This window comes from Nonomuraea sp. C10, assembly GCF_008017515.1.
GTDB classification, from domain to species: Bacteria; Actinomycetota; Actinomycetes; order Streptosporangiales; family Streptosporangiaceae; genus Nonomuraea; species Nonomuraea ferruginea.
The window spans coordinates 1,662,513-1,676,619 of record NZ_VPFF01000003.1; the positions used below are offsets into that span (position 1 = coordinate 1,662,513).

Sequence of the window (14,107 nt, forward strand, 5' to 3'; positions counted from 1 at the left end):
CTCAACTCGACTTCAGGTCAAGCTCGGCCGCACCTGGATCGTGCCGTCCTTGCGCAGCCGGGTCTCGAACGTGGGCGCGGGCGCGGTGGCCGGACCGTGCCGGACCGAGCCGTCGTCCAGCCGGAAGGTGCTGCCGTGCCACGGGCACACCACGCACGCCTCGCCGTCCTCCTCGACGAGCCTGCCCTGGTGGAGAGGGCCTGCCAGGTGCGGGCAGGTGTCGACCATCACCGTGACGTTCTCGGCGCGCCGCAGCACGAAGAGAGAGATGTAGCCGAGCCGCCGCGACACCGGGCGGCCGTCCGGCAGGTCCTTCAGCAGGCACAGGTCGTGCCAGCCCAGCGGCACCAGGTGGGAGACCTGGGGCGCGTGGTTGGCCCCCGCCGCCATGCGGTAGGCCAGGTGGCCGCCCAGATAGCCGCCGAACCCGCCCGCGGCGAGCCCGGCGTACGACAGCGCGCGGCCGGCCCGCTCGCGACCGCGTACCCGGGCCAGCAGCGAGCCCGAGAACAGCCCGAGGGCGAGCACGTTCGCCGCCAGGTGGACGAACCCCACCCGCTGCTGCTCCTGGTGGAGAGACGACCAGTCGGTCAGTCCCGCGGCGGCGGTGGGCAGCGAGGTGGCGATGCCGGCGGCCAGCAGCAGCCGGACGGCGCGCTGATCGGCCTTGGCCGCGTCGAGCAGGGTGGCCGAGATCCAGCAGCCCAGGGCCGCCTGGGCCAGGGGCGGGTGCGCCGGCTTGCCCGTGGGCACCCCGTGCAGCAGGTCGCGGACCAGGCCTGGGCGGAGCCGCTGACGCATGGTCTTGGCCAGCGCGCGGATCGGCCGGTCCATGGACGTGGACTTCTCAAGCCGGTCAGTGAGATCGACCGGTCCCACGAAACGCCGCAAGTGCCGACGTCTCGCCCGTACTGTCTCTTTCACGACAAGTCCCCTACCCCAGGGGTGCGGACGTCACTCGGGAAGGTGACCCCTGGCGACCGACTCCTCGACGATCGCGCGCGCGTACGCCCCCAGTGACGGCGAGCCCTCCTCGATCAGCCGGACCTTCTCCCTCACCTGGGCCGCGGTCACCTTGAACAGCTGCCAGGTGCCGCCCTCGGTGTGGTGGTTGGCCAGGATCGGCGCGAACCGGTCGAGCGCCTTGGCGAACCTCGCCTCGGGCGTCTTGCGGTCCTCGAACTCCTCCCAAAGCTCCCGCAGCGGCGTGCCCTGCCCGTCGGGCAGCAGCGCGAAGATCCGGTCGGCGGCGGCGCGCTCGGCCTCCGCCTGCGCGGCCACCGCCACCGGGTCGTAGATGAACGTGTCGCCCGCGTCGATCTCGACCAGGTCGTGCACCAGCAGCATGGCCATGACGCGCTGGATGTCGGTGCCCGGCGGCGCGTGCTCGCCCAGCACCATCGCCAGCGTGGCCACGTACCAGGAGTGCTCCGCGTCGTTCTCCCGCCTGGAACCGTCCATCAGCAGGTTGCGGCGGACGATCCGCTTCAGCTTGTCGATCTCTACGGCGAAGGCGATCTGGGTGGTCAGGCGGTCCTCTTCTGGCACGATAGTCACGCGCGACACCTTAATGTGCGCTGATCATACTGGTAGGTGAAATTCTTACCGGAACTCCGTTGAACACTGCGTTACCAGACGGAACGTCCACAGCGGACTCGTCGGTCAGCGTGTTCGCGCTGACCCCCGGGTGCTTCGCCGCGACCGTCTGCGAGCTGCCCTGATGCCCCCACCCGTGCGGCAGGCTGACCACTCCCGGCATGATCGTGTCGGTCGGCTCCAGCGGCACCGTCAGCTCGCCGGTGGCCGAGCGGACCACGGCCTCGCCGCCGAGCCCGAGCCTGGCCACGTCCATCGGGTTGATCTGGAGCGTGCAGGCGTTGCTGCCGCCCACGAGCGGGCCCACGTTGTGCATCCAGCTGTTGTTGGAGCGCAGGTGCCGCCGCCCGATCAGCACCAGCTCGGGAGGCTCGGCGTCCAGCCCCGCGCGCAGCCGTTCCACGTCCTCCAGCAGCAGCGGCGGCGCCAGCTCGACCACGCCCGAGGCCGTCCTGAGCACCTCGGGCAGCCGCGGTTCCAGCGGGCCCAGGTCGATGCCGTGCGGGTTGTCGAGCAGCTTGCGCAGCGACAGGTCGCCCCCGCCGGCCCACTCGCCGTAGGGCCCGAGCCGCAGCATGAGGTCCAGCCGCCGCTCGGCGCCGGTCTCGCCTTCCAGCAGGGCGCGCAGCTCGGCCGGGTCCCTGCCCTCGACGCCGGAACCGGGCGTCTCCAAGGCCTTGGCCAGCTGCTGGCCGATCACGAACTCGTCCAGGTCGCCGTCGAGCCCGGAGGCGATCATGGCGAGCCTGGACAGGATCAGCGCCTCCGACGGCCGGTCCCCCAGCGGCAGCAGCGGCGGCGAGTAGCGGGCGTAGTTGCGCACCGCGAAGCCCAGCAGTGCGAAGTCGTAGTGCCCCGACTGCAGGATCCGCGGCGGCGGCAGGATGACGTGCGCGTGCCTGGTGGTCTCGTTGAGGTACGGGTCCACGCTCACCATGAAGTCGAGCCCGGCCAGCGCCCGGTCCAGGCGGTCGCCGTTCGGCGCCGACAGCACCGGGTTGCCCGCCACCGTGACGAGGAACCTGACCTGCCCCTCGCCCGGCGTCTCGATCTCGTCGGCGAGCGTGGCCACCGGCAGCTCGCCGTTCGCCTCCGGCAGGCCGCGCACCCGGCTCCGCCACCGCCCCACCCGGTACGGGCCGCGCCGCCCGCCGAACTCGGTGGCGGCCTTGGGGAACATCACCCCGCCCGGCCGGTCCAGGTTGCCCGTCAGCGTGTTCAGCACGTCCACGAGCCACTGCGCGATCGTGCCGAACTCGGCCGTGCAGGTGCCGATCCTGGCGTACACCGCCGCCCTGTCGGCCGCCGCCAGCTCCCGCGCGAGCCGTACGATCACCTCGGCCGGCACGCCGGTGCGGCGGGCCACCAGGTCAGGTGGGAAGTGCTTGGCCGCCTCGCGCACCTCGTCGAGCCCGTTGACCCGGTGGGTGAGCGTGACGAGGTCCTCCGCGAACAGCGTGTGGACGATCCCGAACAGCAGGTAGGCGTCGGTGCCTGGGCGCACGAACACGTGCTCGTCGGCGGACGCGGCCGTCCGGGTGCGGCGCGGGTCGACCACGACGAGCCGCCCGCCGCGCCGGCGCAGCGCCTTGAGCCTGCCGGGGAAGTCGGGAGCCGTGCACAGCGAGCCGTTGGACTCCAGAGGGTTGGCGCCCAGCATCAGCAGGTAGCCGGTGCGGTCCAGGTCGGGCACCGGGATGGCGAGCGGATGGCCGAACATCAGCCCGCTGGCCACGTGCTTGGGCATCTGGTCGGCGGTGCTGGCGGAGAAGACGTTGCGGGTGCCGAGCGACTTGATCAGCGGGCCGCCGTAGAGCGCGCCGGCCATCGTGTGCGCGCTCGGGTTGCCCAGATAGACGGCGGCCGACTGGCGGCCGTGCGCGGCGGTCACCTCGGCGAGCCCTCGCTCGACGGCCGCGAACGCCTCGTCCCAGCTCACCTCGCGCCACCGGTCGCCCTCCCGGATCAGCGGCGCGCGCAGCCGGTCGGGGTCCTCGTCCAGCCTGCCGAGGCTGGCGCCCTTCGGGCAGATGAAGCTCTTGCTGAACGGGTCCGCCTTGTCACCGCGCACGCTGGTCACGTGGCCGCCGTCGTCGAGGGTCAGCGTCAGGCCGCAGACGGCTTCGCACAAGGGACAGGTCCGGTGGACGGTCGACGTCATCACGACTCCTGAGTTCGTAAGCTGAACTCATCTTGACTCGTACGCGGGACATGGGGAAGCCCCGGAGCCCCCGCGGTCTCCGGGGCTTTTCCTAGGGAGGCGCGGGTCCCTAGGTCCTCAGCCCGCCCGCTGCAGAACCAGCGGCCGGTGCAGATCAGGCGGCTCGTCGAGGTCGGGCCGGAGCGGGATCCAGGTCCGCCGGCCGTAGAGCCGGTCGAGACCGGGGGAGACGGCCCCGGGGAGCACGTCACGCCTGACGACCTCGACGATCACCAGGTTCGCGCGGGTGCGGTGCTTGTAGACCGCGGCGGTCCTGGCCCAGCAGGCCGCCGCGATCTCCTCGGCGTAGGCCTCGAACTCCTCGGCGCTGATGCCGGCCCTGGTCAGGATCAGGGCCTTCTCGCCCGTGGCCGTGGGGGTGATCCACAGCACCAGCGGGATGCGGCCGGCGCGGGTGTGCAGGGTGGTCTCCAGGCAGACCCGCTGCAGCCGGTGGCGGGACACCACGCACCAGAAGTGCACGACGGCCCAGTTGCGGCCGAACCGCGTCGCGGCCGGCACCGAGACGGCACTGCTCAGCAGGACGAACGGGAGCCATCTGCCCTCCTGGGTGGCGCCCAGGACGGCCGGCACGAGCAGCGCGAGCCCGGCGAGGAGCAGTAATTCGGTACGGAACCGCCAGAGCCTGGTGAGGGGTCCCGAGCCGCGCGGGGCGGGCAGGTCCTCGTAGCCCGGGTAGATCTGGTTGCGCGGGTTCCTCGCCATGTCAGGACACCTCCTCCGGGACCCGTGGTGGGATCTTGAGCAGGTCGAAGCGTGGGTCGCGGTAGCGCCGGGAGCCGAAGCCGGTCCTGGTGACCGTCCAGCCCCGGCGGTAGGCGAACTCGTCGGGTTCCATGCAGATTTCGCGGTCCGCCCAGGCGAGCAGTTCCTGGAGGCGGGTGAGCACCCGGGACTTGCGTCGGCTGAGTCCCTTGGTACCTTGTGAGTACATGAGAAGACCCCTTTCGCGGCATCACAGAGGTGGCTTCTTACGCCGGACTGCAGGCCGACGATCGTCGCGCCGCTGGGTGGCAGCCCATTTGCGGCGGATGAGTGCGCGGCCTCGGTCCGGCTTTGTTGTTCCTGCTTCGTATGCTCTGAAGCGAGCGACAATCGCGGCGATGACTCTCTAACTCAGTGCGGGATCCTTCCGGCTGACGGCCTCCCTGTGATGGTGTCCATTTCCGGGACGGCGCCGTTGCCGGTTTTGCGGCCTGACCAGCCGCGCGTAAGTCGTGGTGGGGATCCTCTGCGGGCGGGGCCGTGCGGTCATGCCGGCCTCCTCACCTCTGGAGAGATCCCTCGTGTCTCGATCGTCTCCCGGAGATTGCCTTGCTGCAAGGCCTCCCGCAAGAAATATTCCCGTTTCTTCCGCAAGGTGCTTTCTTGTTGCTGTGCAACTTGCACGGAGTGGCCTTGAATGTAGTCGGGCCAGCACAAGAGGTCGTCACCTTGCCCCCTTCCCCGTTTTCCCCCGGGCAGAAGCTCTGCTTGCTTGACACCGTCTCTCCGTGGAAGGCTCTTGGCAAGAGCAAATGGGAGTACTCGTGCAAGTTGCAGTGTAAGATTGGTGGAACGGCCCAAGACTGCGGGCTCGAAACGGTTCACTCCGGCTACACCTTCATCCCGGCAAGGAGAGTCGACGGTGCCACCGACGCAGGGCAGTCCGACTGTCCGCAAGCTCAGGCTCGGCCAGGAGCTCAGGCTTCTCCGCGAGCGACGCAAGCTCACCGGCGCCAGGGCCGCCAAGGAGCTCGGCTGGTCCCCCAGCAAGGTCTCGCGGATCGAGGCCGCCAAGACCATGCCCAGCGCAGACGACGTCAAGGCGATGGGGAAGCTCTACCGTCTCGACGAAGCCAAACTTGACGAACTCTTCGGCCTGTTGCGGGATGCGGATCAGCGGGGCTGGTGGGAAGATTACGAAGACGCCCTGCCTGAGGAGTACACAAGATTCCTCGGGCTGGAGGCGGAGGCCATCATCCAGCGCAACTGGGAACCCCAGATTGTGCCCGGCCTCTTCCAAACCGAGGATTACGCCAGAGAGGTCGTCCTGGCCGTCCGTGGCATCTCGCGCATCACCCACAGCGGAGTCAGGAGCAGGGTCGAGGCCCGCCTCGACAGGCAGCAGCGCGTGCTGCACCGCCCCGATCCATGTGAGATGCGCTTCGTGCTGGACGAGCCCGCCTTGATGCGCCGCTTCGGCGAGCCCTCGGTGATGCGGGCACAGATGGAGCATCTCCTGGAGTTGTCTCTTCTGTCCCACGTCAGCGTTCAGGTATTGCCCATGGACGCGTTGCACCCCGTAAGCACGGGTGCGTTCATCCACCTCAAGTTCGCGGAATTCGACGATGTGGTGTATCTGGAGCAGCTTTATACTGCTGACTTCGTCGACGACCTCGAGCGGGTAGCGGGCTACGAGGCAGCCTTCGAAAACATCAGGTCACAGGCACTGGACGAGGACGACACACGCGTGCTCATCCAGCGCAAGGCGATGATGTGGCGAGGCTGAGGTCAGCGATCGATCAGAACAAAAGGGGCAATGGTGCCCCTTTGCCCATTTGGGGAGAAAATGTCTATCCATCACAAGACGGCGGCATGGCAGAAGAGCACTTTCTGCAACGGCGCTAGCAGCTGCGTTGAGGTCGCCCCCCTCGCCGACGGGAATGTCGCGCTGAGGGACAGCAAGGTTCAGGACGGACCCGTCCTGGTCTTCACCCCGTCCGAGTGGGCCGCCTTCACGGCCGGGGTCAGGGATGGAGAGTTCGACCTGGAGGCTCTGCAGGCCAGCGCGTGAAAAACGGCCCTGGCAGGTTGATGGCACAACCGGACAGGGCCGTTCCAGAAGAGGCTCGTCAACGACCCTCGGGTCCCCGTTCGCTTGGCGAACGCAAGATTTCTCGCACATCATGGCGCAAGCCGCGCCCAATGATCAACTCGTCGCGCCCTCGTCATGGGGGCTGCGCCCTCCACGCGTCCGCGACGTCTGCCGTATGTCTCGCATGAATACTCCCATGCCGGCCTCCCGTGGGCCACCCATTTCACGTAATGCTCATGAGCACTTGCCAGGAGTCATCATGTACGCCCCCCGCGACATGGACAGGATCTGGTCCGTGAGTGACCGGTCAACCGTTGCTCGCTGCCTTCGGAGAGTGGAGGCGTTCTCGAACCGCTTGTCCCTGGCCTGCCGGGTGCAGGGAGAGACCAGATCGGGCACGCTGCGCACCTGTCCCGATGTCGACCAAGCACTTGCTAGCAAGCTAAGGCAGATCACCCTTAACGTCGGGAAGCCCTCATGCGGCTACTGGATCAGGGTGGTCGGCGACTCCCGCGCCAGGGAGGTTCGGCTCTTCGTCAACGGCGAGCCGCCGGATTCCATCGTCGAAGACATCGTGGCGGAGATTCAGCGCCACTGCTCACCGCCTGCGAGCCGATGGTGGCGCTGGCCCTGGAGGCTGTGGCAATGGTTCGCGGGTCACGTCTGGGCGGGCGTGGTAGCCGGGCTGATCGTGACGCTCCTCCTGGTGCCTCTCGTGTACGCGCTGATGTCGTGACTACTCCGTTGATGGAGTCGTGTATTCACCCGTGACCTCCGGCCTGGAGCAAGGGCCGATGATCTCGCCCACGAGGTGGGCACCACAGGACTTCTCCGGCAGCGCTCGGCTGCCCCGATGACTTGACTCAACAACTCCATAACTGCCCGTAGGTCAAGGTGGGGGCACTACGCGGCAATAGGCAGCACATGGCATGCTCAATCCCAGATGTCCCGATTGAGCTGGATGGCGCCCCCGATGAACTTCCCCCGCGCACTCTCGGTGCTGGCCGTCATGGCCTCACTCGCCGCCTGCACGGCCGCCGGATCGGAGGCGCCCGAGCGGCAGCGGCAGGCCGCGGCCACCTCCTCGGCCGAGCCGACGGCCCCCGCCACCCCGGAGCGCGAGCCGTACACCATCGCCTTCGGCGGGGACGTGCACTTCGAGGGCTTCCTGCGGTCCCGGCTGGACAACCCGCGCACCGCGCTCGGCCCCATCTCCTCGGTGCTGCGCAAGGCCGACCTCGCCATGATCAACCTGGAGACCGCGATCACCACGGGCGGCACCCCGGCGCCCGGCAAGCAGTACACGTTCCGGGCCCCGGCCAGCGCGTTGACCGCGCTCAAGGCCGCCGGCGTGGACGTGGCCTCCATGGCCAACAACCACGGCATGGACTACATGGAGACCGGCCTGGCCGACTCGCTCGCCGCGATCAAGAAGTCCAGGTTCCCGATCGTGGGCATCGGCAGGGACGACGACCAGGCGTTCAAGCCGTTCAGGAAGACGGTGAACGGCAACCGGGTGGCGATCATCGGCGCGACCCAGGTGCTGGACTCCGAGTTCATCAACGCCTGGACCGCGGCCCCCGGCAAGGGCGGGCTCGCGTCGGCCAAGGACGAGCCGCGCCTGATCAAGGCGGTACGGCAGGCGCGCAAGAACTCCGACACCGTCATCGTCCACCTGCACTGGGGCACCGAGATGCAGAAGTGCCCGAACCCGGCGCAGCTCTCCCTGGCCCCCAAGCTCGTCAAGGCCGGCGCCGACGTGGTGGTCGGCGGGCACGCGCACATCCTGCTGGGGGCCGGGTACCTCGGCAAGGCGTACGTCAGCTACGGCCTCGGCAACTTCGTCTTCTACAACTCCAACCCGGCCACCACGGGCCGCACCGGCGTGCTGACCCTCACCATCAACGGCCGCAAGATCCTCAAGGACCAGTGGACCCCCGCCACCATCCAGAACGGCGTGCCGGTCCCGATGACCGGCGCCGCGAGGAAGCAGGCCGTGGCCGACTGGAAGGCACTGCGTTCCTGCACCGAGCTGGACGCCCGGCCCTGACGGCGTGGAAGATGTCCGGGATCTCCACATCCGGGCGGCCGGGCTCAGCGGATTCCCAGGAAATCCGGTCAATCGCGGGTAACGATCGGGCCTGGAGGGGGAAGATGAGGTCGTGTCCATGCCGCGACTGGAAGATGACTGTGCGTCGCCGAAGCCGCTCCGGCGACAGCCCACGCAGCGCCGCAGCGCCCGACGGGTCGAGCGGATGCTCGACGCCTGCGCCGAGCTCCTCGACGAGATCGGCTACGAATCGCTCTCCACGACCCGCATCGCCGACCGGGCGGGGGTCGCGATCGGTTCGGTCTACCAGTTCTTCCCCGACAAGCGCGCCATCACGCAGGAGCTGACCCGGCGCAACGTGGAGCTGTTCGTCACCCGGGTCGGGCGGCGCTTCATGGAGGAGGACTACCGCGGCTGGTGGGAGGCCATCGACGCGATCATCGACGAGTACGTCGACATGCATCGCTCGGTGCCCGGGTTCAAGAGTCTCCAGTTCGGTGACGTGGTCGACCTCAACCTGCTCGACTCCGACTCCGACAACAACACCGTGATCGCGGGCCGGCTGCGCGGGCTGCTGCTCAACGAGTTCGGCCTGGCCGACAGCCACGAGCTCGACATCGCCGCGCTGGTGGCCGTCGAAGCCTGCGACGCGGTGCTCAAGCTGGCCTTCCGCTACGACCAGAACGGCTCGGAGGAGATCATCGACGCGGCCAGGCAGCTCGTGCGGGGTTTCCTGTCCCGCCAGCTCAGGTCGTACACGCCGCAGCCCGACTAGCGCGTCAGCCCCCGGCCTCCAGCAGCTCCGGCAGCCAGTGGGGCTCGCCGGGCCGCGCGCACGCCTCGGAATGCGACATCGGCCGGATCAACCGTTGCCGGCTCGCCTCCAGCTGGGCCTCCAGGACCCGCAGTCTCCGCTCGGCCGCCTCGACCCCTTCGAGCCGGGCCGAAAGGTAGCCCGCGACCCCGGGCCCCACCGCCGACAACACCACGGCGAGCGCCAGCGCGAACGTCATCTGCTTGGACCTGCCCATCCCAGCCCCTTCCGCTCGCGGGCGCGAAGTGACCGGTATATGCCCAACGACCTGCGCATATATGCATGGCGTAAGGACTCGATGACGTTTCGTGGTGGTCTCATCAGGGCATCGGCGATGCGTATTGAGCGGGCGAAACCGCACCGCGGTCGGTAGTCTCGCGTTGTGGCGCATGTGACCCGTGAGCACCTTGATCGCCTGCTTGAGCAGGCGCTGCTGGCCGACGACCACGGCTCCCTGGCCAGCCGGCTGTACGACGTAGCGCTCGACTACTCCAGCGGCGACGTATCCAGGGCGTCCATCCTGGTCCAGGCGGCGGAGGAGTGGCGCGCGGCAGGCCAGCCCGCTCGCGCGCTGGAGTGTTTCCAGCGCGCGCTGGAAGACGGCGGCGAGACGGGCATCGACCCGCGCGCAGGCATCGCCGACACCCTCTTCGAGCTCGACCGGCACGACGAGGCGAGGGAGGTCATCGAGGCGATCCGCGCCGAGGGCGGTGTCTCGGCGGCGACCGCCCACAGCATCGTCGAGACGCTGGTCGCCTACGGTGACCTGGAGGCGGGCCACGAATGGGTCACCCAGGCCCTGCTGACCTGCGACTCCGACGATCCGGAGCGGGTGTCGATGCTGCGCACCCGCTACCGCATCCGACTCGACCTGGGCCTGCCCGAGGACGAGATCGACGCCCTCGTCTCCTGATCCCTCAGCGCAGGTCGAGGCTCCGCAGCAGGCCCGTCACGCCGTCGAGGGAGTCGGCCGGGAGCTTGGTCTCGTTCAGCGGCCCCGGCCCCTGAGGCAGCGTGCGGCGCACGAGCCGGTCCTTGGTCTTGCCGACCGGGCGCGTCAGGTCGAGCGGGACGCTCGACGACGAGCGCGGCGCCGTCTTCGAGGGATAGCGTCCGGTCCTGGTGTTCACCGGCAGCGCGGGCAGGGCGGGCAGCTTGGCCTGGCTCGTCACGCCCGCCACCGTCGGCGCGGCGGGCAGCGCCGACGGCATGGCCGAGGTGGCCATGACGCCGCCCAGGTCCGACAGCCCCATCGCCGAATGCGAGGTGGCCAGCCCGGTCAGGCCCAGGTGCTCGGCCAGCCTGACGGCGCCCAGGGCCAGGTGGGTGCTCTCCGACCCGAGCAGCGGGCCGGTGCTGTCGCTCAGCCGCACCTTGGTGAGCTCGTCGCAGAGCGCCGCGGCGGGCGAGCCCATGCTGGTCCGGGTTTCCCGGCAGTCGTCGGCGGCCGCGGAGCTCGCCCCCAGCCAGGTGACCCCCGCGGTCAGAGTGGCGATGGCAAGAATTCCCCGGATGCTTCGAGTCGGCACGTCCCGTCCCCCTGATCGTTCTCGGTGATCCGACGAACGCGAAGCTAGCCAGACGCGCGAGGGACTGGAGGCGGCTTGCCGGAAGGCTGGACCGAACCTTACGAACCGGGCGCGCGGATGACCCGGGCGGGAACGTCGAACGCCCGGAGGATGGCCTCCGGGCGTTCGCGCGGGTGTGTCAGGCCCGCTGGACGGACAGCTCGTCGTCGCCGAGGTCGACCAGGACCTTGTCGCCGTCGACGATCTCGCCGGACAGCACCGCCTTGGCCAGCTTGTCGCCGATCGCCGACTGGACCAGGCGGCGCAGCGGGCGCGCCCCGTACATCGGGTCGTAGCCCGTCAGGGCCAGCCACTCGCGGGCCGCCGGCGTGACCTCCAGGGTCAGCCTGCGGTCGGCCAGCCGCTGGGCCAGCCGGTCGACCTGCAGGTCGACGATCCGCGTCAGCTCCTCGGAGCCGAGCGCGTCGAACAGGATCACGTCGTCCAGCCGGTTGAGGAACTCCGGCTTGAACGCGCTGCGCACCGCGCCCATCACGGCCTCGCGCTTCGCGCCGTTCTCCATCGTCGGGTCGACGAGGAAGTGGGAGCCGAGGTTGGACGTCAGGATCAGGATCGTGTTGCGGAAGTCGACCGTGCGGCCCTGACCGTCGGTCAGCCGCCCGTCGTCGAGCACCTGGAGCAGGATGTCGAAGACCTCCGGATGGGCCTTCTCCACCTCGTCCAGCAGCACCACGGTGTACGGGCGGCGCCGGACGGCCTCTGTCAGCTGGCCGCCCTCCTCGTAGCCGACGTAGCCGGGAGGCGCGCCGACGAGCCGGGCGACGCTGTGCTTCTCGGAGTATTCGCTCATGTCGATGCGGGTCATCGCCCGCTCGTCGTCGAACAGGAACTCCGCCAGCGCCTTGGCCAGCTCGGTCTTGCCGACACCGGTCGGGCCGAGGAACAGGAACGAGCCCGTCGGCCTGTCGGGGTCGGCGATGCCGGCCCGGCTGCGCCGCACCGCGTCGGACGCCGCGCGCACGGCCTCGTGCTGGCCGATGAGCCGCTTGCCCAGCTCCTCCTCCATGCGCAGCAGCTTGGCCGTCTCGGCCTCCAGCAGGCGGCCCGCCGGGATGCCGGTCCAGGACGAGATCACCTCGGCGATGTCGTCGGGGCCGACCTCCTCCTTGACCATGGCGTTCTCGTCGGGGGCGGCCTCCGAGGCGGCCTTCAGCGCCTGCTCCAGGCGTGGCACGTCGGCGTACATGACCCGGGACGCGGTCTCGAAGTCGCCGTCGCGCTGCGCCCGCTCGGCGGTGCCGCGCGCCTCGTCGAGCTGCTTCTTCAGCTCGCCGACCTTGTTGAGGCCCGCCTTCTCGTGCTCCCACCGGCCGACCAGGGCGTTCAGCTCCTCCTGGCGGTCGGCCAGCTCCTGGTGGAGCCGCTCCAGGCGTTGTACGGACGCCTCGTCGGTCTCCTTGGAGAGCGCCAGCTCCTCCATCTTCATCCGGTCGACGGTCCGCTGGAGCTGGTCGATCTCCACCGGACGGGAGTCGATCTCCATGCGCAGCCGGGAGGCGGCCTCGTCGACCAGGTCGATGGCCTTGTCGGGCAGGAAGCGGCTGGTGATGTAGCGGTCGGAGAGCGCGGCGGCGGCGACGAGCGCGCTGTCGGCGATCTGCACCTGGTGATGGGCCTCGTAGCGGCCCTTCAGCCCGCGCAGGATCGCGATGGTGTCCTCGACCGTCGGCTCGCCCACGTACACCTGCTGGAAGCGGCGCTCCAGCGCCGGGTCCTTCTCGATGCGCTCGCGGTACTCGTCGAGCGTGGTCGCGCCGATCATCCGCAGCTCGCCGCGGGCCAGCATCGGCTTGAGCATGTTGCCCGCGTCCATCGCGCCCTCGGCGGCTCCCGCGCCGACGACGGTGTGGAGCTCGTCGATGAACGTGACGACCTGACCGTCGCTCTCCTTGATCTCGGCGAGCACGGCCTTGAGCCGCTCCTCGAACTCGCCGCGGTACTTCGCGCCCGCCACCATCGCGCCCAGGTCGAGCCCGATCAGCCGCTTGTTGCGCAGCGACTCCGGCACGTCGCCGGCCACGATCCGCTGGGCCAGGCCCTCGACCACGGCCGTCTTGCCGACGCCGGGCTCGCCGATCAGCACCGGGTTGTTCTTGGTGCGCCGGCTGAGCACCTGCACCACCCGGCGGATCTCCGAGTCGCGGCCGATGACCGGGTCGAGCTTGCCCGAGCGGGCCTGCCCGGTCAGGTCGATGCCGTACTTCTCGAGCGCCTGGTAGGTGTCCTCGGGTGTCTCACTGGTGACCCGGGCGTGGCCGCGTACCTTCTCGAACGCGTCGAGCAGCGCCTGCGGGGTGGCGCCCGCGGACTTGAGCAGGTCGGCGGCCTGGCCGCCGTCGGCGGCGAGGCCCACCAGCAGGTGCTCGGTCGACACGTACTGGTCTTCCAGCCGCTTGGCGTGCTGGGCGGCGGTGTTCATCACCGTGAGCAGGTGGCGGGAGCTCGTCGGCGCCCCCACGGTCGCGCCCTGAGCCTTGGGCAGCGCCGCGAGCTGCTCCTCGGCCTTGGCCCGCAGCGTCCGCCAGTCGGCGCTGACCGCCTCCAGCAGCGGGACGGCGGTGCCGCCCGTCTGCGAGAGCAGCGTGGTCATCAGGTGCAGCGGAGAGATCTCGGGGTTGCCCTCGGCGGCGGCCCGCCGCATGGCGCCCGAGATCGCCTCCTGACTCTTCTGAGTGAGCTTGTATTCCATCTACGCCCCCGGTGGCAGCTCGTAACGGATCAGCGCCTTGATCATCTGTAGCTCGGCGCGGAGGCGGTGAACCTCCTCACGCAGCCGCAACGACTCGTTCTCCAGCTCCAGGATCCGCTTGATGCCGGCGAGGTTGATGCCCTCCTCCTGGGAGAGGCGCTGGACCTCGCGCAGCTGGATGATGTCTCTTGTGGAGTAGAGGCGGCCGCGCCCCGCCGTACGGCCCGGACAGACTAGACCGAGCCGGTCGTACTGCCGAAGGGTCTGCGGATGCAGACCCGACAGCTGCGCGGCCACCGAGATCACGTAAACAGGAGTGTCGTCCGACAGGTCGAAGTAGTTGGCGTCCAT

15 protein-coding genes are annotated in these 14,107 nt (G+C 69.4%); 6 read left to right on the plus strand and 9 right to left on the minus strand.

What is annotated here, in order from left to right; translation table 11 throughout:
- Positions 1-12: 12 nt before the first annotated feature.
- The 5 genes from FR742_RS39530 to FR742_RS39550 all read right to left on the minus strand — a co-directional run bounded on the left by FR742_RS39530 (position 13) and on the right by FR742_RS39550 (position 4,751).
- Positions 13-834 carry a Rieske (2Fe-2S) protein gene (locus FR742_RS39530; RefSeq protein ID WP_187281588.1) on the minus strand — a complete coding sequence of 274 codons (822 nt, stop codon included), beginning with the start codon at positions 832-834 and terminating at the stop codon, positions 13-15.
- 120 nt (positions 835-954) lie between these two features.
- Positions 955-1,566, minus strand: coding sequence for an HD family hydrolase (locus FR742_RS39535; protein WP_148036317.1), 612 nt, complete (start codon positions 1,564-1,566; stop codon positions 955-957).
- A 1-nt stretch (position 1,567) separates the two neighbouring features.
- Positions 1,568-3,757, minus strand: coding sequence for a molybdopterin-dependent oxidoreductase (locus FR742_RS39540; RefSeq protein WP_148036318.1), 2,190 nt, complete (start codon positions 3,755-3,757; stop codon positions 1,568-1,570).
- 117 nt (positions 3,758-3,874) lie between these two features.
- The gene (locus FR742_RS39545) at positions 3,875-4,522 is read right to left on the minus strand and encodes a hypothetical protein (RefSeq protein ID WP_148036319.1); all 648 of its coding nucleotides are present in this window, start codon (positions 4,520-4,522) and stop codon (positions 3,875-3,877) included.
- A 1-nt stretch (position 4,523) separates the two neighbouring features.
- Positions 4,524-4,751 (minus strand): hypothetical protein, encoded by a 228-nt coding sequence (locus FR742_RS39550; protein ID WP_148036320.1) that lies wholly within the window; start codon positions 4,749-4,751, stop codon positions 4,524-4,526.
- A 693-nt stretch (positions 4,752-5,444) separates the two neighbouring features.
- Here FR742_RS39550 and FR742_RS39555 point away from each other — a divergent pair.
- The 5 genes from FR742_RS39555 to FR742_RS39575 all read left to right on the plus strand — a co-directional run bounded on the left by FR742_RS39555 (position 5,445) and on the right by FR742_RS39575 (position 9,439).
- Positions 5,445-6,308: a helix-turn-helix transcriptional regulator gene (locus FR742_RS39555; protein ID WP_148036321.1), complete on the plus strand. Its 864-nt coding sequence runs from the start codon at positions 5,445-5,447 to the stop codon at positions 6,306-6,308.
- Between the two features lie 60 nt (positions 6,309-6,368).
- The gene (locus FR742_RS39560) at positions 6,369-6,593 is read left to right on the plus strand and encodes a DUF397 domain-containing protein (protein WP_148036322.1); all 225 of its coding nucleotides are present in this window, start codon (positions 6,369-6,371) and stop codon (positions 6,591-6,593) included.
- A 355-nt stretch (positions 6,594-6,948) separates the two neighbouring features.
- Positions 6,949-7,350, plus strand: coding sequence for a hypothetical protein (locus FR742_RS39565; RefSeq protein WP_148036323.1), 402 nt, complete (start codon positions 6,949-6,951; stop codon positions 7,348-7,350).
- A gap of 237 nt (positions 7,351-7,587) precedes the next feature.
- Positions 7,588-8,664, plus strand: a complete 1,077-nt coding sequence (locus FR742_RS39570) for a CapA family protein (RefSeq protein ID WP_148036324.1) — start codon at positions 7,588-7,590, stop codon at positions 8,662-8,664.
- A 118-nt stretch (positions 8,665-8,782) separates the two neighbouring features.
- On the plus strand, positions 8,783-9,439 hold the full coding sequence (locus tag FR742_RS39575; RefSeq protein ID WP_148036325.1) for a TetR/AcrR family transcriptional regulator: 657 nt from the start codon (positions 8,783-8,785) through the stop codon (positions 9,437-9,439).
- Between the two features lie 4 nt (positions 9,440-9,443).
- On the opposite strand, the gene FR742_RS39580 is transcribed toward FR742_RS39575, so the two are convergent.
- Positions 9,444-9,695 carry a hypothetical protein gene (locus FR742_RS39580; RefSeq protein ID WP_148036326.1) on the minus strand — a complete coding sequence of 84 codons (252 nt, stop codon included), beginning with the start codon at positions 9,693-9,695 and terminating at the stop codon, positions 9,444-9,446.
- A gap of 165 nt (positions 9,696-9,860) precedes the next feature.
- Here FR742_RS39580 and FR742_RS39585 point away from each other — a divergent pair, with 165 nt between their 5' ends.
- A complete protein-coding gene (locus FR742_RS39585) occupies positions 9,861-10,391 on the plus strand; it encodes a tetratricopeptide repeat protein (RefSeq protein ID WP_261809033.1) in 531 nt (176 codons plus the stop codon).
- A gap of 4 nt (positions 10,392-10,395) precedes the next feature.
- On the opposite strand, the gene FR742_RS39590 is transcribed toward FR742_RS39585, so the two are convergent.
- The 3 genes from FR742_RS39590 to FR742_RS39600 all read right to left on the minus strand — a co-directional run bounded on the left by FR742_RS39590 (position 10,396) and on the right by FR742_RS39600 (position 14,107).
- Entirely contained in the window at positions 10,396-11,007 is a 612-nt protein-coding gene (locus FR742_RS39590; protein WP_148036327.1) for a hypothetical protein, read from the minus strand.
- Between the two features lie 178 nt (positions 11,008-11,185).
- Positions 11,186-13,756: an ATP-dependent chaperone ClpB gene (gene clpB, locus FR742_RS39595; RefSeq protein ID WP_148036328.1), complete on the minus strand. Its 2,571-nt coding sequence runs from the start codon at positions 13,754-13,756 to the stop codon at positions 11,186-11,188.
- Entirely contained in the window at positions 13,757-14,107 is a 351-nt protein-coding gene (locus FR742_RS39600) for a heat shock protein transcriptional repressor HspR (RefSeq protein ID WP_148036329.1), read from the minus strand.